Here is a 20,016-nt window from a genome sequence, read left to right as displayed (position 1 = left end):
TCTCAGCGTTGCATCAGGCGTGCGACGGCATTGACCACATCCTCGATGGTACGCACCGATTTGAAGTCGTCGGGGTTGATGCGTCGGCCGGTGAACTGTTTGAGTTCGACGACCAGGTCGACGGCATCGATGCTGTCGATGTCGAGGTCCTCGTAGAGGCGCGCCTCGGGCTTGATGTCGTTGGCTTCGAGATCGAACAGTTCGACCAGTGTCTTGCGCACGTGGTTGAAGATGTCGGCGTGGTTGGTAGCGGCAATATCAGTCGACACGACGGGCCTCCACGAGTGACTGCAGGGCATGCAGGCTGGCGAAATGGTGGCGTGTTTCCTCTGCTTCGGCATCGAGCTTGATACCGAAGCGCTTTTGCAATGCCAGACCGAGTTCGAGAGCATCGATGGAGTCGAGGCCCAGCCCATCGCCGAACAGCGGGGCATCGGAGACGATGTCTTCCGGGGTGATATCCTCGAGTTCCAGCGTATCGATGATGAGGCGTTTGAGTTCAAGCGCCAGGTCGTGTGTCTCGCTCATGATGAAATCGTTCCAGTTCCCTGTTGAAGTGATCGCTCAGCCGACGTGTCAGTTGTCTGGCGAGCTGCCCGGTCGGCTGTTGGTTATCTTGACTGACGGGCAGGTCGTCGAGTACGCGAAGGTCCAGCTGTACCTTGCGCGCAGGGATACGATACCAGGGCTCCCCCTTGGTCAGGGTAGTGGGCGTGCAGCGTATCAGCACCGGGGTGATATCGGTGGCCGTGCGTAAGGCGATATTGGCGCCCCCGCGCCGAAACTTGATCGGGCGCTGTGGCGCGGTGCGGGTGCCTTCGGGGAAGAGCACCAGGGAATTGCCCCGATCGAGGCTCGCTTTGGCGGCACTGAGCACGGCTTCGGGGGTGCTGTTGGTGATGTAGCCTGCAGCACGAATTGGCCCGCGCGTAAAAGGATTGCTCGCCAGCCGACCCTTGACGATGCAATCGGCCTGCGGCATGTGCGCGAGAAGGAACACGACGTCGATCAGCGAGGGATGGTTGGCCAGTACCAGAAGACCGGGGCGTTGCAGTCGTTCCACGTGTTCGAAACGATAGTCCAACACCCCGAGGGCTCGCATCAGGGCAACGAAACAGCGGAAACAGCACTGAATCAGTCGGCGCGCCACCCGCTGGCGATGTTCGGCATCGCGGGTGGTGACAGACAGCAAGGGCGCCGCCAGCACGCCGATACACAGGCCGCCTAGTCCGAATGTCGTGAAGGCGAGTGCCGTTCCCATGCCGCGGCGCCATTGGTCAAGCGTCATCCCGCCTCCAACTGCCAGCGCCGCTGTCCATCGAGATGGGGGACCGCGGAATTCAGCCAGGCAACCACATCGAGGGGGGTAGGGTGAGCGGGGCGTGGAGTGTCGCTTGCCATCAGCGCCGTCCCTGGCCCTGCGGTGAGGCGCAATCCGACCGCGCAAGGACCGTCGGGCGACTCGGCGTGGCCGTGATAGGCAGGCGGCAGCGAGCCCTCCGAGAACACGACGACCACTGCCGAGTGACCTTCCATCAGGTATCCCTGTGCCTCGTAGAGCAATGCCTCGAATTCATGGCCACAGGCGCCTAGTGCCTGCATGGGAAGATAATGCCGAGTCGCGATGGAGTGCACGCCCAGCACGGCGTTGTGGACCGACATCGAAAACCGGGTCGGCGATACGGGGTCGCCTCGGGTGAGGGCTGCCAGCATTTCCAGTGTGTGCGTGGCATCGCCATGACGGGACGCGTGGACCAGCGGGCAGTTAGCCTCCGGGTCGAGTGCGCCGAGAATCTCGCAGGTAGCGCGCCCGGCACTATCGAGACGGCGGCGCAGCAGGGCCGGCAACTTGCCGGGATTCGGACACGCCGAAATATCATGCCGACTGTCTCCAGCACAACTCATCGAGTTGGCACTCCAGGCTCGCCAGTCCTCAAGATGTAGGGCCGCACGCATATTGTCATTCTTGGTTGATAAAAGGTCGTTAATTTTAACTTGGTTATGGTGATGCCTCAAGTTGTAACGGAGCTGTATTTCGTTTCTCTGTAGTATCAGGGATGGAGCCGCAGTGATTCGTTGGGCTGCCAGTTCACGACTGCTGGATGTCGTGCATATGGGGCTAAAGAGTTGGGCTGGGTTGCCGATAGTGTCGGGTGTCTTGGAAAAGTTTTTCGGGCTGTGAAGCGGGAATGTAAAAACCGAAAGGGGACTTGGGAAAATGATGAGGGCGCAGCTTTTGGCTGAAAGGCTAGTGCTGCTTTCTGGCCTGAGTTCAAGCGCAGTTTGTTGTAGTGGGAACCGGACAATCTCGAGGAATATGGCGACCCTGTTGTTTTAGAGTCGCCGAACACATATTTGTCTCGCACTTACATTTGATCCAAGAGACGTGGCGGGAAAGATTCTCCCTCTATTATTGGCGGCAAGCCATTTATTACGCTTATGGGTAGGGTGCTACTCCTTTTGCCTTGCAGGAAAACGCGTGGCTTGCAGGCTATCCTTGATTTTCTTGAGGTGGTGGAGAAAGTCTTCGCCACGGCGCAAGGTGACCCCGGTGGCCAATACATCGATCAACGCCAGGTGGATCATCCGTGAAGTCATCGGCATATACACGTCGGTATCCTCGGGAGTGATGACTTCCAGCGTCTCGGTGCACTCGGCTGCCATCGGCGAACCCGGTGCGGTGATGCCGAGCACGATGGCGCCGTTCTCGCGGGCCAGGCGGGCGATCTCCACCAGTTCGCGCGTGCGGCCGGTATAGGAAATGATGACGACCACGTCGCCGGTATGGCAGGAGGCTGCCACCATGCGCTGCATCAGCACGTCTTCGTAGGCCATCACCGGCAGGTTGAAGCGGAAGAACTTGTGCTGGGCATCCTGGGCCACTGGGCCCGAGGCGCCGAGACCGAAGAAGTGGATCTGCTTGGCCTGGATCAGGTAGTCCACAGCACGTTCGATACGCTTGGCATCCAGGGCGCGGCGGGCATCGTCGAGGGCCGCGATGGTGGCACCGAAGATCTTGTCGCCATAGTTGGCCGCATCGTCATCGCGCTCGACGTTGCGGCTGACGTAAGGCGTGCCTCCCGCCAGGCTCTGTGCCAGCTTGATCTTGAAATCCGGGTACCCCTTGGCTTCGAAGTTGCGGCAGAAACGATTGACGGTGGGCTCACTGACCGAGGCGGCCTGCGCGAGAGTGGCGATGCTCATGCCGGTGGCCGCTGATGGATCATGGAGGATAACGTCGGCGACCTTGCGCTCCGAGCGATTGAGCTCGTCGAGACGGCTGCGAATACGATCGATCAGGTCGTGGCTGGCCATGGTAAGAGAGGCGCTCCGTGATTGGGTTGCGTGATGGTTGAGCCGCCGATGGGCAGTGGCTGTGCCACAATGACGAGGTGCTGCCTTGGGGCTTGTCATGTTGATGTGGTGATTTAACTACATATTGCCACTATCCTAGCGTGTGGCGGACAGCCTGGCCAAGAGAGTTCGCCTGGCACGATGCTTTGATTGTAAAGTTACATATAAAATTTGCTTTGAGGCAGCGCTTTGGCGTATTTTGTTAGTAATTTAACCAGATTTTTAGGGGGCGTGGCATGACCCACGAAATCAGCCCGCTGGACGTGTCCAGTACCGAGGTCGATCTGGCATTGTTCGGTGCCTTGGGCGATCTAGCCCTGCGTAAGCTGTATCCGGCGCTGTACTATCTTGACCGAGAAGGACTCCTGCCCAGCGCCACACGTGTGCTGGGACTGGCGCGACAGGAATACGATACGGCAGCGTTTCAGGACAGGGTCACGGAAGCCTTGAAGCAGCGTGTCAAGGCCAGCGACCTGGACAAGGAAAGTCTCAAGCGTTTCCTGGCCCGGCTCGACTACGCCAAGGTCGAGTTTGCCACGGTCGAGGGGTATGAACCCATTCGCGCCTGGCGCGAGGGGGCCCCACGCCCAATGGTCGTCTATCTGGCGGTGCCGGCCAGCATCTACGGGGCGATCTGTCGCAACCTCCAGGACAGCGGCAGTCTCGATGACAAGGCCCGCGTGGTGGTAGAGAAGCCCATCGGCTATGACCTGGAGTCTTCGCAGGAGATCAACGACGCCATCGGCGACGTGTTCCCCGAGTCGCGTGTCTACCGCATCGATCACTATCTGGGCAAGGAAACCGTCCAGAACCTGATCGCACTGCGTTTCGCCAACCCGCTGTTCGGCACGCAGTGGAACCAGAATCACATTTCCCATGTAGAGATCACCGTTGCCGAGCAGGTGGGGATCGAGGGGCGCTGGGGCTATTTCGACCAGGCCGGCCAGTTGCGGGATATGGTGCAGAACCACTTGCTGCAGCTGGTATGCCTGATCGCCATGGACCCGCCCGCCAATCTGGATGCCGATGCCATCCGCGATGAAAAGGTCAAGGTGTTGAAGGCCTTGAAGCCGTTCACCGGCGAGGCGTTGGGACGTGATGTGGTGCGCGGCCAGTACACTGCAGGCACCATCGATGGCCAGAGCGTGCCCGGCTATCTCGAGGAAGAAGGTGCCAATACCGAGAGTCACACCGAGACGTTCGTGGCGATGAAGACCGAGGTCGCCAACTGGCGTTGGGCCGGCGTGCCCTTCTATCTGCGTACCGGCAAGCGCATGCCGGAGAAGTTGTCGCAAATCGTCATTCATTTCCGTCAGCAGCCGCACTATATCTTCGATCCGGATCAGCGCAGCCTGGCCGCCAACAAGTTGATCATTCGCTTGCAGCCGGAAGAGGGCATTGCCCTGCAGGTGCTGACCAAGGACAGCGGGCTGGACAAGGGCATGCGCCTGCGCCCGGGGCCGCTGCACCTGGATTTCAATAGCGCCTTCCCTAAATCGCGGATTCCCGATGCCTATGAACGCCTGCTGCTCGAGGTGATGAAGGGTCAGCAGTATCTGTTCGTGCGTCGCGATGAAGTGGAATACGCCTGGCATTGGTGCGATCAGTTGATCGCCGGCTGGGAGGCCCGCGGTGCCCCGCCGCGGCGCTATCCGGCGGGCTCCTGGGGGCCGGTGGCGTCAATCGCCATGATCACCCAGGATGGGCGTAGCTGGTATGAGGACTACTGACATGGAGACTTCCCGCGAGCGACTGGCCCGGCAGTTGGCCGAAGCGGTGGCCGAGGCACTGAGGAGCGACCTGGCCGTTCAGGAGCGCGCCTTGCTGGTGGTGTCCGGTGGCTCGACCCCGGTGCCGTTCTTCCGCGCCCTGGCGACTCTCGACCTGCCGTGGGAGCGTATCGACGTGACGCTTGCCGACGAGCGCTGGGTCGCCGAGGACAGTGCCGACAGCAATGCGCGCCTGGTACGTGAACACTTGCTGACGGGGGCGGCGGCGGAGGCCAATTTTGTCCCGTTGACCACCGACGACGCCACCCCGGAGCAAGGGGTCGATGCCGTGGCTGCCAGGATCGATAGGCTTGCCTGGCCGGCCAGCATGGTAATTCTGGGCATGGGCGGCGACGGCCATACGGCCTCCCTGTTCCCCGACAGCCGTGAGCTTGGCCTGGCGCTGTCCACCGACGATACCGTCGTCGCCGTGCGCACCCCCAGCCAGCCACAGGCACGCATTACTCTGAGTGCCGGACGCCTGCATCAGGCCAGGCGTCATGTGCTGCATCTCAACGGCGAAGACAAACGAACCGTGCTGGCCACTGCCATGGCCGGCGACGATGTCCGCAAACTGCCGATCCGCGCTTTCCTGGCCTGCCCACTGGCGATCTATTGGGCGCCCTGATTTCCTTTGGAGAACGACGACATGACCATCGACAAGCAGCTGCCTTCCACCCGCACCACCGAACTCGACAGCATCTGCCTGAAGGCTGAGGTCATCCCGGTGATCACCATCGAGCGGCTGGAAGATGCGGTCCCTCTCGCCCGTGCCCTGGTCGAGGGAGGTTTGCCGGTACTCGAGATCACGCTGCGCACCGACTGTGCGCTGGACGCCATCAAGCGCATACGCGATGCCCTGCCCGCCGCCAGCATCGGCGTCGGTACCGTGCTGACCCCGGCGCAATACCGTCAGGCCGAGCAGGTCGGCGCCGACTTCGTGGTCACTCCCGGTGCCACCGAGGCCCTGTACCGCTATGGCGTCAGCAGTCCGGTGCCAATGCTGCCGGGAGTCTCGACCATTTCCGAATTGATGACCGGCTGGCAATACGGGTATCGCCGCTTCAAGTTCTTCCCCGCCGAATCCAGCGGTGGCGCCAAGGCCCTCAAGGCCTTCGGGGCGCCGATTCCCGAAGCGCGGTTCTGCCCCACCGGCGGCATCAGCGTGGATAACGCCGAGGAGTACCTGTCACTGCCCAATGTGATGTGCGTGGGCGGCTCCTGGCTGACGCCCAAGGCGCTGGTCGAGGCCGAGGATTGGGACGGTATTCGTGATCTGGCCCGTCAGGCGGCCGAGCGCTTCCATCACTGAGCTACGAGCTACGAGCTACGAGCTACGAGCTACGAGCATGATCTCTCTCGACAGCCCGTGCTGTTGTTCGACCCGCCATCTGGCGGGTCTTTTTTCGATGCATCGCGCTAGGGTGGCTTTCCCTAGCGCAGTTCTCCCAGGTCTGCACGGGTCGGCAATGCCGAATAGGCGCCGGGACGAGTCACCGCGTGGGCGCCGCAGCGGCAGGCCACATCCACGAAGCGTCGTAGGCGTTGCTCGTCCCGATGCCAATCGTCCTCGATGCCGGTCTCGGCGATCATCGTCAGCAAGCCGCCGATGAAGGCATCGCCACCGGCGGTGGTATCCACTGCCTGGACCTTGGGCGGGGCGACACGGAAGGTCGTGGCGATGCTACGCACTTCCACTTCTGCAGCGCCATCGGTGATCACGATCAGTTTCACTCCGGCGGCCAAGCGTTCGGCTAGCCAGGCGTCCACCGGGTGATCGGCACGCAGGAAATCGAGCTCGTCGCGGGACAATTTGAGCAGACCGGCCTTGTCCAGCAAGCGGGTGACCAGGGTGATGTCGGCGTACCCGTCGAGCCACAGGTTGTGGCGCAGATTGGCATCGACGCTGACCAGGCAGCCGGCACGCGCGGCCATATCGGCCATGGCCAAGGTGGTATCGGCAATGGCCTCTTCGGTCATGCTGTTGGTGCAGAGGTGGACGATGGCAGGTGAGCTGAAGACCCCGGTCGGCAGGTGTTCCAGGCGATAGAGCAAGTCGGCCGCGGGCGGGCGATAGAAGTCGAAAGTGCGCTCTCCCAAGGCGTCGCGGGAGACGAAGGCCAGCGCCGTACGCGCTTGTCGGGTGCGAATCACTCCCGAGGTGTCGACGCCGTGGGCGGCAAGCTCATCGGCCAGGAAGTCGCCGAAATGGTCCTCGCCCAGCATGCCGAGGAAACGGCTCGGCACGCCCAGGCGAGCACAGGCCACGGCCACATTGGCCGGGGCGCCGCCGGCGTAAGGGGTAAAGGTCTCGGGCCCCTCGGTTGCCTGCTCTCCGAGGCGGCTGGAAAGCATGTCGACGAGAGCTTCGCCGAAGGCGATTACCGGAGTCATGCCTGTTTCTCCTTCCGGGGTTGGGATTTGCCCTTGGCCTTGCCCTTGTCGCTGGAGGCCGGGCCTGGCGTGTGGTCGCTGAAGTGCTGGCGCACCAAGGCCAGCAAGCCTTGGGTCGAGGCATCGAAGTCCTGGGTGTGCTCGTCGATACGCTCACTGATCTCGCCGGCGATACGCTTGCCGAGCTGCACGCCCCACTGGTCGAAGGAGTTGATGTTCCAGATCACCCCTTGCACGAACACCTTGTGTTCGTACAGCGCGATCAGGGCACCCAGGTTGCGGGGAGTCAGCTCATCGAGCAGCAAGGTGCTCGATGGGCGGTTGCCGGGGCAGCTATAGTGATCGAGCTGGCTGCCTCCCTGACTGCCTTCCATGAAGGCGTTGGCCTGGGCCAGCATGTTGGTCAGCAACGCGAAGTGATGCTCCTCGACTCCCGGTTCGGACTTCAGGGAGGCGATGAAGTCGATGGGCACATAGCGGGTGCCCTGATGCAGCAATTGGAAGAAGGCGTGCTGGCCGTTGGAACCGGTCTGGCCCCACACGATCGGGCCCGTCTTGTAGTTGACCGGATGGCCGAAGATGTCCACCGACTTGCCGTTGGATTCCATGTCGAGCTGCTGCAGGAAGGCGGGCAACTGGTGCAGAGCCTGGTCGTAGGGCACGATGGCGTGGGTTTCGGCGCCCATGAAGTTGATGTACCAGATGCCGATCAGTGCCATCAGTACCGGCATGTTTTCCTTGAGGGGAGCGTTGATGAAGTGCTGGTCCATTTCATAGGCGCCCTCCAGCAGTTCCATGAAGCCGTCGAAACCGATCGACAGGGCGATGGGCAACCCGATGGACGACCACATGGAGTAGCGTCCGCCGACCCAGGCCCAGAATTCGAAGACGTTCTCCTCGCGGATGCCGAACTCCATGGCCGCCTTGCGGTTGGTGGAGGCGGCGATGAAGTGGGCGCCGACGTCGGCATCCTCGCCGGCATTGTCGAGGAACCAGCGGCGTGCGGTCTTGGCGTTGAGCAGGGTTTCCTGGGTGGAGAAGGTCTTGGTGGAGACGATGAACAGGGTGGTGGCCGGGTCGAGGCGTTTCAATATCTTCTGGATATGGGCACCGTCGACGTTGGATACGAAGTGGAAATTGAGTTCCGTATGGCGGTGCTTGAGCAGCGCCCGGCAGGCCATGTTGGGCCCCAGATCCGAGCCACCGATACCGATGTTGACCACGTCCTTGATGCGCTCGCCGCTGTACCCCTTCCATTCGCCGCTGCGCACCGCCTCGGAAAACTGCTTGATCTGTTCGCGGGTACGCTGGATCTCCGGCATCACGTCCTTGCCGTCGACCATCAATGGTCCCTTGCCCAGGTTACGCAAGGCGGTATGCAGTACCGGGCGGTCCTCGGTGACGTTGATGATATCCCCGGAGAACATCTGGGCGCGGCGCTGCACCAGCGCCGAGTGGTCGGCCAGCTCCACGAGCTTGGCGAGCACGGCGTCCGAGATATGATGCTTGGAATAATCGAGGAACAGTCCGCCGACGCGCAGGCTCATCTTGTCGAAACGCCGGGAGTCGCCAGCAAAGTAGTCGCTGATACGGTCGTGGGCGGTTTCCTGGTGTAGTGCCTCGAGGGCTTGCCAGGTCACGCTGCGAGTGAGTTGGAACATGCCATGATCCTTTTGTTATCGAAACAGGAAACGAGAATTCGATTGCGAGAAGAAAGGTGAATCGTGTCACTTTTGCGCTCAGCCGGCCATTGATCCATGGCTGCGGCATGGGGCACATTCACACCACCCGTTGGCCGCGCGCCTCCTCGAGCAGGGCGAACCAGGTCGGGCGGTCGAGCTCGATACAGGCACCTGTCAGCAGTTCTTCTATACGCTGTTCCTTGAGGGTGCCGATCACCGGCACCGGACTGCCGGGCAGAGCACGCAGCCAGGCCAGTGCCAGGCCCGCGGAGCTGGATGCAAAATCGGTCGCCAGGCGCTCCAGCGACGCCCCAAGCACGTCCTCGAAGACGGTGCCACCGCCCAGGGGCGACCACGCCATGGGGCGCATGCCGTCTGCCAGCAGGGCATCATAGAACCCATCGAACAGCGGTTCCGGATAGGCCAGCGACAATTGCAGCTGATGCGTCAGGAGTGGATGGTGCATGGCGGCCTGCAAGCGCCGCCATTGCTCGGGCAGAAAGTTGGAAACCCCGGCCGCTCCGATCTTGCCGGCATCGATGGCGTTGTCCAAGGCTCGTGCGGTGGCTGCGGCATCCATCAACGGGTCCGGGCGGTGCAGCAGGAAATGATCGAGACGCTCGACGCCGAGGCGCGTGAGCGAGGCATCGATAGCGGCTTCCAGGTAGTCAGGCGAGCTATCGTAATGCTTGACGCCATAGGGTGAGGCATCGCGACTCGGGGTGACGATGCTGGCCTTGGTGACGATACGTACTCGCGGAATCAGTGACGGTCGGGCATGCAAGGCCGCGCCAAACAAGGCTTCCGCCTCGCGGTCGCCGTAGATGTCGGCGTGATCGAACCAGCACAAGCCCTGATCGAGTCGGGCTTCGATCCAGTCGGCCAGTTGGAGGGGATCGTGCAGCTCGTCCTGCTCATGCAGCCGCATCATGCCCAGCAGGAAGGGGACATCGAGTTGCAGGTCGTCGCTCATCAGACATCCTCGCAAGTGATGGTCGTGGCCAGCAGGTGCTGGGCGCCGGGTACCAGCCAAACCGGGTCCAGGCGGGTGGTGGCGGCCTCGACACACAGGAAACGCCGCCCCACCTCGACCGGCGTGTCGTTGGGCAGGTCGTCGCCAGGATGCCACACCACGGTCGAGTCACTGCCTTGCTTGGCGATACGCAAGCGGCGGCTACCGTCATCGAGTACCACTTCTCGATTCGACTCGTAGATGCGGTCCAATGCTCCGCGGATGCCCAGCTCGCCTTGCTGGACGCATTCGGCGAACCCTTGGCGCTTGTCGAGATAGCGCGCACCGGCCAGGCCCTCGACACGGCAGCGATGGGCGTCGGCTACGGCGAAATAGCTGTGCAGGGCACCGCTCATCTTCACCGGCGTCTCGCCGCGGTGTTCGGTGATCAGCTCGACGTGAAGGCGCTTGGCGTTGGCCTGGATCACCGTCCTGGGGACGAGCTGCTCATGCAGCCGTCCGGCAGGCGAGAAATGCAGCTCGATGCCTTCCTCGTGTTCATCGGCGGCGTCCAGGCGCCAATCGGCCTTGCGTGCGGGGCCGTGCATGGGCCCCTGGCCGTCCGGCGACTCGTCGGCGAACCAGGGCCAGCACAGCGGAATGCCTCCGCGAATGGCGCCGGGCACGTCCTGCGGTGTGGGAGTGACCCATAGCCAGCCGGCATCTGCCGACGGTGAAGTGGCGGACGCCGGTAGAAAGTGCAGCACCTGGGCACCTTGCAGCGAGATTGCCAGTTCCCCCCAGGACTCATTGGCCAGCCATAGCTCGCGTCCGGCCCACTCGACCCGGCGCTGTCCCTGAGTCTCGTCCAGCAGTGCGCGCAGCGACTCCGGAATCATTCGACCTCCTCGTTATGCAATGCCTCGGCGGCGCCCAGCAGCCCTGTCCAGGGTGCGGTGACCACCCATGTGGGGATGCTGGCATTGTAGGCACTCATGCGTCCTTTGTCGGTAAAGGCGTCGCGGAAGCGACTTCGCGGCAACCAGTCGAGCAGCCGTGGCAGGATGCCCCCGCACAGGTAGACACCGCCGCGGGCCCCCATGGTCAGGGCGGCGTCGCCACACACGTCGCCGAGAATCTTGAGAAAGCGCTGCACGGTATCCGCCGCGATCGCGTCACCGTCGTTGGCGGCGGTGCTGACTTCTGCTGGCGTGGAGTAGCGCGGATTGGCACCCTTCAGTGAGGCATGGGCGTAGTACAAGTCCAAAAGGCCCTGACCACAGAGAATGCGTTCCACCGAGACCCGCCCATAGCGAGAGTGAAAGTAGCGCAGAAGATTCTGCTCGCGCTCGTCGGTGGGCGCGAAGGTCACATGGCCGCCTTCGGTGGGCAAGGGGACCCAGGCATGCCGACCGGGGAAAACGCCAGCCACGCCCAGCCCGGTTCCGGGGCCGATTACCAGGCGTGCGCAGTCGTTGGCGGCCTGACCATCGCCGATGGCGACCAGATCCTGGGTGTCGATATGCGGCACGCCCAGTGCCTGGGCAGTGAAGTCGTTGATGACCTTGAACAGTTCGAGGCCGAGCGTCGCCTGTACTCCGCGCTTCGAGAACTCCCAGGCGTTGTTGGTCATGCGTACCCGATCATCGTGTACCGGGCAGGCGAAGGCCAGGCAAGCCTCGCGAGGCGCCTGCTCGTCGTCGCGCCCGACACGGGCCAGGTAGTCGCGCACGGCATCGACCAGGCTCGGATAGTCGGCACACGCCAGGCTATGAATGTCACGGGGTTCGAAGGTATCCGGGGTCACCAGTGCGAAGCGTGCATTGGTGCCGCCGATATCGCCGATCAGGGCTGGACGTGTCATAGGCGGCCTGTCCGATCCGTTGTTGGGTTCGTGGTCGTGGTTTTCACGTAGAGGCCCTCTAGGCATCCAGCTCGTGGATGAAGGCCTCCTGGCGGGCCAGGTCTTCGGCTTCGAAGCCTCCGAACACGCCGGCACCTTCCTCGGCGCCGGCTGCCAGATGGCGGAAGCCACCGAACAGTTCACGCCCCAGGCCGTAATGATAATGGTCGAGGTTGGCCTCGACGACCTCGCGAGCCTTCCAGGTATGAGGGTCCACCAACGCGCGTAGTTCGCCCTTGTCGGCATCCAGGCGGATCACGTCGCCGTCGCGCAGCTTGGCCAGAGCGCCGCCATCGACAGCTTCCGGCGTGACATGGATGGCCGCCGGTACCTTGCCCGAGGCTCCGGACATGCGCCCGTCGGTGACCAGGGCCACCTTGTAGCCGCGGTCCTGCAGCACACCGAGATAGGGGGTGAGTTTGTGCAGCTCGGGCATGCCATTGGCCTTGGGGCCCTGGAAGCGCACTACCACGACCACATCGCGGTCCAGCTCGCCGGCCTCGAAAGCGGCCTTGAGCTGATTCTGGTCGTCGAACAGCCTGACCGGCGCTTCGACGATCCGGTGCTCGGGCTGGACCGCCGACACCTTGATCACGCCCCGGCCGAGGTTGCCGTCGAGGACGGTCAAACCACCGGTGGCGGAGAAGGGGTCGGCTACCGGGCGCAGCACATCGAGATCGAGGCTCTCGACGGGACCTTCGCGCCACACCAGCTCGCCGTCGTCGAGGAAGGGCTCCTGGGTGTAGGCGCTCATGTCGGTGCCGAAGACGGTGGCAATATCGCAGTGAATCAGGCCGGCATCCAACAGCTCGCGGATCAACAGGCTCATGCCGCCGGCGGCCTGGAAGTGGTTTATGTCGGCCTGGCCGTTGGGATAGATGCGGGTCATGCTCGGCACCACCGCGGATAGCTCGGTGAAGTCGTCCCAGGTGATGGTCAGCCCCGCCGCCGCGGCCATGGCTACCAGGTGCAGGGTATGGTTGGTGGAGCCGCCTGACGCCAGTAGGCCGACCATGGCATTGACGATGGCCTTCTCGTCGACCTGCTTGTAGAAGGGGCGGTAGTCGCCACCGGCCTCGGTATTGCGGATCGCCTGTTCGGCAGCGTAGCGGGTCAGGGCATCGCGCAGCGGAGTGTTGGGATTGACGAAGGAGGCGCCAGGCAGATGCAGGCCCATGATCTCCATCATCAACTGGTTGGAGTTGGCGGTACCATAGAAGGTGCAGGTGCCGGGGCTGTGATAGGACTGAGATTCCGCTTCCAGCAACTCCTCACGCCCCACCTTGCCCTCGGCATACAATTGGCGGATGCGGGCCTTTTCCTTGTTGGGCAGGCCGCTGGTCATGGGGCCCCCCGGGACGAACAGCGCCGGTAGGTGGCCGAAGCGCGCCGCGCCAATGAACAGGCCCGGGACGATCTTGTCACAAATACCAAGATAGAGTGCCGCATCGAACATATTGTGGGACAGGGCCACGGCGGTGGCCATGGCGATCACATCGCGGGAAAACAACGACAGCTCCATGCCGGGCTGTCCTTGCGTGACGCCATCGCACATGGCCGGCACGCCACCGGCGAACTGGGCAGTGGAGCCCATGGCGCGAGCAGCTTCCTTGATGATATCGGGGAAGGGGGCGAGCGGCTGGTGAGCTGACAGCATATCGTTATAAGACGACACGATGCCCAGGTTGGCACTATTCATCATCTTCAGGCGTCCCTTGTCGGTATCCCCACAAGCGGCGAAGCCGTGCGCGAGGTTGCCGCAGGAAAGTTCTCCACGATGCACACCGCGACCATGCTGGTCGGCCATGCGCTGCTCATAGAGGGCGCGACGCTCGTGCGAGCGCTCGCGAATGCGCCTGGTAACCTGATCTACCGTGTCATGCAGGGAAGGGGTCTGAGTGGCCATAAGTTACCTCGGTTGGCGGTGATCAATGACGATGTTGGTAAATTTAGCAAAAAAATACCTTGAATGTCGTCATCCTTTGGGCCAAATTAGGGCCTAAATGTAGGATTATTTCACTAAGCGTCGTTCTTGATGAGGTCGTCGTCCTGTACCTCACGATCCGGCGCCCGACTCAATACAGCATACAAATACGAGGATGCCGCCATGACGTTACGTGTCGCTATCAACGGGTTCGGTCGTATCGGTCGCAATGTGCTGCGCGCCCTGTACGAAAACGGGTATCGCGACCGTATTCAGGTGGTCGCCATCAATGATCTGGGCGACCCTTCGCTGAACGCGCACCTGCTCAAGCATGACAGCGTGCACGGCCACTTTCCCCACAAGGTCGCACACGACGAGGAAAACCTGAGCGTCGACGGCGAACGGATTCGCATCCTCTCCGAGCGTGATCCGGCCAAGTTGCCGTGGCAATCGCTCGAGATCGATCTGGTGATGGAGTGCACGGGCCTGTTCACCAAGCGCGCCGACGCGGCCAAGCACCTCGAAGCGGGTGCGCAGCGCGTGCTGGTTTCGGCGCCGAGCCCGGATGCCGATGCCACGGTGGTGTACGGCGTCAACGAGCAGGTGCTGACGGCCGAGCATCGTGTGGTCTCCAATGCTTCCTGCACCACCAACTGCTTGGCACCGGTGGCCAAGGCGCTCAACGATGCCCTTGGCATCGAAAATGGCTTGATGACCACGGTGCATGCCTATACCAATGACCAGAACCTGTCCGATGTCTATCATCAGGATCCGTACCGTGCGCGCAGCGCCACGCAGTCGATGATCCCGACCAAGACCGGGGCTGCCGCGGCCGTTGGCCTGGTGCTGCCCGAGTTGAATGGCAAGTTCGATGGACTGGCGGTACGCGTGCCGGTGATCAATGTTTCGCTGGTCGACCTGGTGTTTACCGCCAGTCGTGACACCACCAGGGAAGAAGTCAATGCCATCGTCGCACGTGCGGCCGAGGCCTCCCCGGTATTGGCCGTCAACGCCCAGCCGCTGGTGTCCATCGACTTCAACCATGATGCCAACTCTTCCACTTTTGACGCCAATCACACTCGCGTCAATGGTCGCCTGGTCAAGGTCATGGCCTGGTATGACAATGAGTGGGGGTTCTCCAACCGGATGCTGGACACCGCGCTGGCAATGCAAGCGGCCAGTTGATCCCTCCGGCCCGCGTCGGGGCGTCTCGCACGAGGCGCCCACGAAGCGCGCCGGCCTTGTACGGACATCATGCCGTGGCGGTTTCTTCGCGCACTCACGGCTCCGCTCGGAATGTCGCAGCGGCATGATGTCCTACCTATTGCTATCATTGACGTTGGGGTGCCAAGTGGCACCCCTTTTTTGTGCTGGTTCGCGCGATGATGAGCCATCGAGGCTTAATGAATCGAGCGCCGTGCGAGCAAGCTGCTAAGCTGCTGGTTAAGGGGATCACTTCAGTATCATCAGGATTCAGTGGCTGGCGACCCTGTGTCATGCACGATAGCGTAGATGGTGTTCATACCCTGTTGGGATCACGATTGCGTGACGCTCGTCGAGGTCGCGAAGGGCGAATCGTGGGTATAGACCAGACGCAGCCGACACCGGCGTTGCTGATCGTATGGGCGTCGGGACAGGGCGCCGAGCGTGTCGGTTTAAGCCGTGAAGAGCTTCAGGCATTGGTGGAGGCCAGCGTGAGTCGTCAGACTCGGAAGCAACCGGGCGATGACGGCGATGTCACTGCACCGGACAGCCCTGATGTCGTGTCCTTGGCGATCGGGTCTTCCAAGCAGTCATGAGTCGTGGCATCGACCTAAGACTGCTTGCGGTCGTCAAGCTCCGGTCGAGGGAACACCATGGATATGCATACACAGGTTCCAGAGAACCTGGATTTTCTGCAGCGCTTCGAACGCCTGAGCGAGCAGTTGCCGGGTACGCTCTACCAATGCCGTCTCTCACCGGACGGTGAGCTCAGTTTCCCATTGGTCAGTGCCGGTATGCAGAAGATGTTCGGCATTGACGCCGGGGAGGTGATGCGCGATCCTGGCCAGGCATTGTCGAGGGTGCATCCCGACGATATCGACGCCTTGTGGCGCAGCATCCATCGCAGCGCGTTGAAGCTTGCCGTGTGGCGCCACGAGTTTCGCTATTGCCATCCTCAAGGGGGCATTCGTTGGGTTCATGGCCACGCCACCCCTCAGCGGGAACGAGATGGCAGCGTGTTGTGGCACGGCTTCTGCGAGGACATCACTGAGCATAAGCGCTCGCAACTTGCCTTGATGGAGAGCGAGCGTCGTTATCGTTTCATCGTCGAGCACGTGTCCGACCTGATTATCATGATGGATGCCGATGGCATCTGCCGATTCGTTTCACCGTCGGTGAGCCAGGTGCTGGGTTACGCTGCGGAGGAGCTGGAGTCGCAGGCGTTGGTCACCTTGCTGCCGCCGGATGATGCCCCGCGCGTGCAGCGCTTGTTGCATGAGGCGGCCTGTCGCGGGGAGGTGTTGCGGCTCGAGGTACGAGTTCGCCATGCCAATGGGCACTACATCTGGCTGGAAACCAGTTGCTCGCCTTATGTCAGCCCACTCAACAGGCGCTACGAGTGGCTGCTGGCCGTGGCCCGTGACATCACCGATCGCAAGCGACGCGACATGCGTCTCCACGAACTGTCGACCACCGACAGCCTGACCGGGGCACTCAACCGTGCTGCCTTCATGGGTTGCCTGGAGAGCTCGCTCGAGGCGGCCGACCATACCAACGCCCGGCTGTCCGTCGTGCTGTTCGATATCGACCACTTCAAGGCCACCAATGATTCATGGGGACATGCCGCCGGCGATCTGGTACTGGCCTGTCTGGGGGAGGTGTGTCGAACGACGCTGCGTGCCAAGGACATCTTCGGTCGTATCGGGGGCGAGGAATTCGCTTTGATATTGAATGGACAGTCGTTGCAGGAAGCGCTGGTGCTTGCCGAGCGGCTGCGTAGCAAGTTCGAACAGGTACGTGTCGAATTCCATGGTCAATGGCTCAGCTTTACCGTTAGTTTCGGCATCGCCGAGCGGCGTCGCGACGAGTCCATGGATGCCTTGCTGCATCGCGCCGACATGGGGCTCTATGCTGCCAAGCGCCTGGGACGCAATCGGGTGCAGCAAGCCTTGCATTGATGCGAATGCCGGGACAGGCACTTGGCAGTGCCCTGCCGGGCATGCTTTTCTCTTGGCTTTGAGGGCGGCCGAGAGGTGAAGGGAATGCGCGCTGGTTTGTCATTGCAGGCCGTGTCCACCATCGAGGCATTGCCCGCTGCCGCCTGGAATGCCCTGGTCGGCGATGCCTATCCGTTCCTGCGGCATGAATTCCTGCACGCGCTCGAGGCCAGCGGTGCCGCTAGCGTTCGGACCGGGTGGGTGCCGCGCCACTTGAGTCTATGGCGTGGTGGCGACCTGGTGGGCGTGATGCCGTGTTACCACAAGTATCACTCCTTCGGTGAATACGTCTTCGACTGGGCCTGGGCCGACGCCTGGGAGCGGGCCGGTGGCCACTATTATCCCAAGGCAGTGACGGCCATTCCCTTCACACCGGCGCCGGGGCCTCGCCTGGCACTGGCCTCCGGGGTCGATCCTTTCGTGGCCCGAGAATTGCTGGCGAGTGCCTGGGAAGACAGGGAACTGTCGAGCTGGCACCTGTTGTTCGCCGAGGATGAGGAACTCGACGCCTGGCAAGCGTCGCATCCGACATTGCTCGAACGCCATAGCGTACAGTTCCAGTGGCAGGATGCCGGTTATGGCGATTTCGAGGGCTTTCTCGCCGCCCTGACCTCCAAACGACGCAAGGAGATTCGTCGTGAACGGCGGATCGTCGCCGATCAAGGGCTGCAACTGCGGCGTCTGGTCGGTCAGCAAATCGATCATGAGGCGTTGGCGAATTTCTATCGTTGCTATCAGATCACCTACCTCGAACGTGGCCGGCAGGGCTATCTGAGCCTGGAGTTCTTCGAACGCCTGCTCGCGACCATGCCCGAGGCACTGGTGTTGATCCAGGCACGTCTCGCGGGGCGAGCGGTGGCTGCGGCGTTATGCCTGCAGGGGCGTCATACCCTCTATGGACGCTACTGGGGCAGTGAGGTGGAGGCAGACTGCCTGCACTTCGAGGCCTGTTACTACCAAGGCATCGAGCATTGCCTGGCGCAGGGGCTGCGTCGTTTCGATCCTGGCACGCAGGGCGAGCACAAGCTGGCACGGGGGTTCGCGCCGCGTCGTCTGCGCTCCTTGCACCATATTGCCGATCCCCGGTTGCGCGATGCCGTCGCGCGTTTTTGTGACGAGGAGCGCCGGTACATCACGGCGTACCGACGTCGGGTCAGTCAGTCCCTGCCTTTCAAGCGGACGTAACGCCGAGTGACGTCAGCGGTTCACGACTCTGCGCAACGAGGGGCGATGATGGCATAATGCCTGGCATCGTGTTTCCCAACAGGATGCCGGGATGTTGAAGTGGCTCACCATCGTGTTGATTGCTCTGCTTGTATTGTTGCAGTACCGCCTGTGGTTCGGTGAGGGAGGGCTGCGGGAACTTGGGCAGATCCGTGCGCGTGCCGATGCCTTGGAGGCCGAGAATCGTCCGCTGCGTGCCCGCAACCAGCGCCTGGCGGCGGAGGTGATGGACCTGAAGACCGGGCTCGATGCCATCGAGGAGCGTGGGCGCAGCGATATCGGCATGGTGCGCGAGGATGAGCAGTTCTTCTGGGTGCCGGGCGTGGCGACCGAGGAGGCTCGTCCATGAGCCGATTGTGGTGGATCGTGCCGGCCGCGGGGCGGGGCAGGCGCATGAGGGGCGATCGCCCCAAGCAGTACCTCGAGCTCGATGGGAAACCGGTGCTTGCACATACGCTGTGCCGGCTGCATCGGGCCGCTCCCGAGGCTGGACTCTGTCTCTGCCTGGATGCCGAGGATCGCTGGTTCGACCCCGCCTGGGTGCCTTTCGCCGACTGGCGCCGCGTGCCGGGTGGTGTCGAGCGGGCGGACTCGGTCGCCAATGCCCTGGCGGCGCTCGCCGAAGAAGCGGCCGACGATGACTTGGTGATGGTGCACGATGTGGCGCGCCCTTGTGTCACCGTCGAGGACCTACGGCACCTGCTCGCCGTGCTGGACGAGTCTCCCGACGGAGCGCTGCTGGCCGTTCCGGTGGCCGATACCATGAAGCGCGACGATGGTCATGACCGGGTGAGCACTACCGAGTCGCGCGATGGGTTGTGGCAGGCGCAGACTCCCCAGGGGTTCCGATACCGCCTGTTGTGCGATGCCCTGCAGACGGCGCGCACCCACGGCATAACGGTTACCGACGAGTCGTCGGCAGTGGAGGCCCTGGGGGGCTCGCCGCGGCTGGTGGTAGCGCGGCGCGATAACCTCAAGATCACCCATCCCGAGGATCTGGCTCTGGCGGCGCATATTCTCGCCGTGCAGGCCGCATTGGACACGGTGCCCACGTCCCCCATTTCCGACTTCCGGCAAGAGAGCTGACATGACCCTGAGAATCGGCCATGGCTTCGATGTGCATCGATTCGGTACCGGCGATCATCTGATGATCGGTGGCGTCGAAATTCCCTTCTCCCATGGCTTCGTCGCTCACTCCGACGGCGACGTGTTGCTGCACGCGATCTGCGATGCCTTGCTGGGAGCCTGCGGCCTGGGTGACATCGGTCGGCATTTTCCCGATACCGATCCGGCCTGGGCGGGAGCCGACAGTCGGGTGCTGTTGCGCCAGGTGGTGGCGCTGGTGGCGGAGCGGGGCTACCGGATCGGCAACCTGGATGCCACCCTGATCGCCCAGGCGCCCAAGCTGGCCCCGTATATCGAGACCATGAGCAGGCGGATCGCCAGCGATCTGCGGGTCGAATCGGGCGTCGTCAACGTCAAGGCCACGACGACCGAACGTCTGGGCTTCACCGGGCGTGGCGAGGGAATCGCCGCAGAGGCGGTGGTGTTGTTGCAGGCCACGGAGGGCGAGTCGTGAGCGAGACTACGATCTCGATGGTACCGTCCTGGCCG

At 62.5% G+C, this 20,016-nt stretch carries 21 protein-coding genes; 10 read left to right on the top strand and 11 right to left on the bottom strand.

Features of this window, described 5'->3' with window-relative positions:
* Positions 1-2 precede the first annotated feature (2 nt).
* The 5 genes from ACFOEV_RS14945 to ACFOEV_RS14925 all read right to left on the bottom strand — a co-directional run bounded on the left by ACFOEV_RS14945 (position 3) and on the right by ACFOEV_RS14925 (position 3,315).
* Positions 3-269, bottom strand: a complete 267-nt coding sequence (locus ACFOEV_RS14945) for an acyl carrier protein (RefSeq protein WP_386775314.1) — start codon at positions 267-269, stop codon at positions 3-5.
* Positions 259-528 carry a phosphopantetheine-binding protein gene (locus tag ACFOEV_RS14940; protein ID WP_386775312.1) on the bottom strand — a complete coding sequence of 90 codons (270 nt, stop codon included), beginning with the start codon at positions 526-528 and terminating at the stop codon, positions 259-261. Before ACFOEV_RS14940 ends, ACFOEV_RS14945 begins: the two co-directional genes overlap by 11 nt.
* The gene (locus ACFOEV_RS14935) at positions 500-1,288 is read right to left on the bottom strand and encodes a lysophospholipid acyltransferase family protein (protein WP_386775310.1); all 789 of its coding nucleotides are present in this window, start codon (positions 1,286-1,288) and stop codon (positions 500-502) included. The genes ACFOEV_RS14940 and ACFOEV_RS14935 overlap by 29 nt, the downstream gene beginning before the upstream one ends.
* The gene (locus ACFOEV_RS14930) at positions 1,285-1,956 is read right to left on the bottom strand and encodes a beta-ketoacyl synthase chain length factor (protein ID WP_386775308.1); all 672 of its coding nucleotides are present in this window, start codon (positions 1,954-1,956) and stop codon (positions 1,285-1,287) included. The genes ACFOEV_RS14935 and ACFOEV_RS14930 overlap by 4 nt, the downstream gene beginning before the upstream one ends.
* A gap of 495 nt (positions 1,957-2,451) precedes the next feature.
* On the bottom strand, positions 2,452-3,315 hold the full coding sequence (locus ACFOEV_RS14925) for a MurR/RpiR family transcriptional regulator (protein ID WP_386775306.1): 864 nt from the start codon (positions 3,313-3,315) through the stop codon (positions 2,452-2,454).
* A 275-nt stretch (positions 3,316-3,590) separates the two neighbouring features.
* Between ACFOEV_RS14925 and zwf the strand changes: the two genes are divergently transcribed.
* The 3 genes from zwf to ACFOEV_RS14910 are packed head-to-tail and all read left to right on the top strand — an operon-like array spanning position 3,591 to position 6,435.
* The gene (gene zwf, locus ACFOEV_RS14920) at positions 3,591-5,084 is read left to right on the top strand and encodes a glucose-6-phosphate dehydrogenase (RefSeq protein WP_386775304.1); all 1,494 of its coding nucleotides are present in this window, start codon (positions 3,591-3,593) and stop codon (positions 5,082-5,084) included.
* A 1-nt stretch (position 5,085) separates the two neighbouring features.
* Positions 5,086-5,751: a 6-phosphogluconolactonase gene (gene pgl / locus ACFOEV_RS14915; protein ID WP_386775302.1), complete on the top strand. Its 666-nt coding sequence runs from the start codon at positions 5,086-5,088 to the stop codon at positions 5,749-5,751.
* Between the two features lie 21 nt (positions 5,752-5,772).
* Positions 5,773-6,435: a bifunctional 4-hydroxy-2-oxoglutarate aldolase/2-dehydro-3-deoxy-phosphogluconate aldolase gene (locus tag ACFOEV_RS14910; protein WP_386775300.1), complete on the top strand. Its 663-nt coding sequence runs from the start codon at positions 5,773-5,775 to the stop codon at positions 6,433-6,435.
* A 122-nt stretch (positions 6,436-6,557) separates the two neighbouring features.
* Here the strand turns inward: ACFOEV_RS14910 and ACFOEV_RS14905 are convergent, their stop codons facing one another.
* From ACFOEV_RS14905 to edd, 6 genes are all read right to left on the bottom strand, one after another.
* On the bottom strand, positions 6,558-7,517 hold the full coding sequence (locus ACFOEV_RS14905) for a carbohydrate kinase family protein (RefSeq protein ID WP_386775298.1): 960 nt from the start codon (positions 7,515-7,517) through the stop codon (positions 6,558-6,560).
* The gene (gene pgi, locus ACFOEV_RS14900; RefSeq protein WP_386775296.1) at positions 7,514-9,178 is read right to left on the bottom strand and encodes a glucose-6-phosphate isomerase; all 1,665 of its coding nucleotides are present in this window, start codon (positions 9,176-9,178) and stop codon (positions 7,514-7,516) included. Before pgi ends, ACFOEV_RS14905 begins: the two co-directional genes overlap by 4 nt.
* A gap of 118 nt (positions 9,179-9,296) precedes the next feature.
* Positions 9,297-10,172 (bottom strand): aldo/keto reductase, encoded by an 876-nt coding sequence (locus ACFOEV_RS14895; protein WP_386775294.1) that lies wholly within the window; start codon positions 10,170-10,172, stop codon positions 9,297-9,299.
* Complete coding sequence (locus ACFOEV_RS14890) at positions 10,172-11,050, bottom strand: D-hexose-6-phosphate mutarotase (RefSeq protein WP_386775292.1); 879 nt, start codon at positions 11,048-11,050, stop codon at positions 10,172-10,174. The genes ACFOEV_RS14895 and ACFOEV_RS14890 overlap by 1 nt, the downstream gene beginning before the upstream one ends.
* Positions 11,047-12,015, bottom strand: coding sequence for a glucokinase (gene glk, locus ACFOEV_RS14885; RefSeq protein WP_386775290.1), 969 nt, complete (start codon positions 12,013-12,015; stop codon positions 11,047-11,049). The genes ACFOEV_RS14890 and glk overlap by 4 nt, the downstream gene beginning before the upstream one ends.
* A 58-nt stretch (positions 12,016-12,073) precedes the next feature.
* Positions 12,074-13,960 carry a phosphogluconate dehydratase gene (gene edd, locus ACFOEV_RS14880; protein WP_386775288.1) on the bottom strand — a complete coding sequence of 629 codons (1,887 nt, stop codon included), beginning with the start codon at positions 13,958-13,960 and terminating at the stop codon, positions 12,074-12,076.
* A gap of 201 nt (positions 13,961-14,161) precedes the next feature.
* Here edd and gap point away from each other — a divergent pair, with 201 nt between their 5' ends.
* The 7 genes from gap to ispF all read left to right on the top strand — a co-directional run bounded on the left by gap (position 14,162) and on the right by ispF (position 19,981).
* Positions 14,162-15,163, top strand: a complete 1,002-nt coding sequence (gap, locus tag ACFOEV_RS14875) for a type I glyceraldehyde-3-phosphate dehydrogenase (protein WP_386775286.1) — start codon at positions 14,162-14,164, stop codon at positions 15,161-15,163.
* A gap of 311 nt (positions 15,164-15,474) precedes the next feature.
* Positions 15,475-15,777: a hypothetical protein gene (locus ACFOEV_RS14870; RefSeq protein ID WP_386775284.1), complete on the top strand. Its 303-nt coding sequence runs from the start codon at positions 15,475-15,477 to the stop codon at positions 15,775-15,777.
* Between the two features lie 57 nt (positions 15,778-15,834).
* Positions 15,835-17,139, top strand: a complete 1,305-nt coding sequence (locus ACFOEV_RS14865) for a sensor domain-containing diguanylate cyclase (protein ID WP_386775282.1) — start codon at positions 15,835-15,837, stop codon at positions 17,137-17,139.
* Between the two features lie 84 nt (positions 17,140-17,223).
* On the top strand, positions 17,224-18,363 hold the full coding sequence (locus tag ACFOEV_RS14860; RefSeq protein ID WP_386775280.1) for a GNAT family N-acetyltransferase: 1,140 nt from the start codon (positions 17,224-17,226) through the stop codon (positions 18,361-18,363).
* A 91-nt stretch (positions 18,364-18,454) separates the two neighbouring features.
* Positions 18,455-18,751: a cell division protein FtsB gene (gene ftsB / locus ACFOEV_RS14855; RefSeq protein ID WP_386775278.1), complete on the top strand. Its 297-nt coding sequence runs from the start codon at positions 18,455-18,457 to the stop codon at positions 18,749-18,751.
* Positions 18,748-19,488 carry a 2-C-methyl-D-erythritol 4-phosphate cytidylyltransferase gene (gene ispD, locus ACFOEV_RS14850; protein WP_386775276.1) on the top strand — a complete coding sequence of 247 codons (741 nt, stop codon included), beginning with the start codon at positions 18,748-18,750 and terminating at the stop codon, positions 19,486-19,488. Before ftsB ends, ispD begins: the two co-directional genes overlap by 4 nt.
* A 7-nt stretch (positions 19,489-19,495) precedes the next feature.
* The gene (ispF, locus tag ACFOEV_RS14845) at positions 19,496-19,981 is read left to right on the top strand and encodes a 2-C-methyl-D-erythritol 2,4-cyclodiphosphate synthase (protein WP_386775595.1); all 486 of its coding nucleotides are present in this window, start codon (positions 19,496-19,498) and stop codon (positions 19,979-19,981) included.
* Positions 19,982-20,016 lie beyond the last annotated feature (35 nt).

Origin of the sequence: Litchfieldella rifensis (genome assembly GCF_042646605.1) — a bacterium.
Classification (GTDB): domain Bacteria; phylum Pseudomonadota; class Gammaproteobacteria; order Pseudomonadales; family Halomonadaceae; genus Litchfieldella; species Litchfieldella rifensis.
Note: the sequence above shows the minus strand (reverse complement) of the source record. Positions and strands in the feature narration are given on the sequence as shown.

Coding starts and splice junctions, on each gene's coding strand:
- ftsB (WP_386775278.1), top strand. CDS start 18,455: ATGTTGAAGTGGCTCACCATCGTGTTGATTGCTCTGCTTGTATTGTTG.
- ACFOEV_RS14860 (WP_386775280.1), top strand. CDS start 17,224: ATGCGCGCTGGTTTGTCATTGCAGGCCGTGTCCACCATCGAGGCATTG.
- ACFOEV_RS14905 (WP_386775298.1), bottom strand. CDS start 7,517: ATGACTCCGGTAATCGCCTTCGGCGAAGCTCTCGTCGACATGCTTTCC.
- ACFOEV_RS14930 (WP_386775308.1), bottom strand. CDS start 1,956: ATGCGTGCGGCCCTACATCTTGAGGACTGGCGAGCCTGGAGTGCCAAC.
- zwf (WP_386775304.1), top strand. CDS start 3,591: ATGACCCACGAAATCAGCCCGCTGGACGTGTCCAGTACCGAGGTCGAT.
- pgl (WP_386775302.1), top strand. CDS start 5,086: ATGGAGACTTCCCGCGAGCGACTGGCCCGGCAGTTGGCCGAAGCGGTG.
- ACFOEV_RS14910 (WP_386775300.1), top strand. CDS start 5,773: ATGACCATCGACAAGCAGCTGCCTTCCACCCGCACCACCGAACTCGAC.
- ACFOEV_RS14925 (WP_386775306.1), bottom strand. CDS start 3,315: ATGGCCAGCCACGACCTGATCGATCGTATTCGCAGCCGTCTCGACGAG.
- edd (WP_386775288.1), bottom strand. CDS start 13,960: ATGGCCACTCAGACCCCTTCCCTGCATGACACGGTAGATCAGGTTACC.
- ACFOEV_RS14870 (WP_386775284.1), top strand. CDS start 15,475: ATGCACGATAGCGTAGATGGTGTTCATACCCTGTTGGGATCACGATTG.
- ACFOEV_RS14935 (WP_386775310.1), bottom strand. CDS start 1,288: ATGACGCTTGACCAATGGCGCCGCGGCATGGGAACGGCACTCGCCTTC.
- ACFOEV_RS14865 (WP_386775282.1), top strand. CDS start 15,835: ATGGATATGCATACACAGGTTCCAGAGAACCTGGATTTTCTGCAGCGC.
- ispD (WP_386775276.1), top strand. CDS start 18,748: ATGAGCCGATTGTGGTGGATCGTGCCGGCCGCGGGGCGGGGCAGGCGC.
- gap (WP_386775286.1), top strand. CDS start 14,162: ATGACGTTACGTGTCGCTATCAACGGGTTCGGTCGTATCGGTCGCAAT.
- pgi (WP_386775296.1), bottom strand. CDS start 9,178: ATGTTCCAACTCACTCGCAGCGTGACCTGGCAAGCCCTCGAGGCACTA.
- ACFOEV_RS14890 (WP_386775292.1), bottom strand. CDS start 11,050: ATGATTCCGGAGTCGCTGCGCGCACTGCTGGACGAGACTCAGGGACAG.
- ACFOEV_RS14940 (WP_386775312.1), bottom strand. CDS start 528: ATGAGCGAGACACACGACCTGGCGCTTGAACTCAAACGCCTCATCATC.
- glk (WP_386775290.1), bottom strand. CDS start 12,015: ATGACACGTCCAGCCCTGATCGGCGATATCGGCGGCACCAATGCACGC.
- ACFOEV_RS14895 (WP_386775294.1), bottom strand. CDS start 10,172: ATGAGCGACGACCTGCAACTCGATGTCCCCTTCCTGCTGGGCATGATG.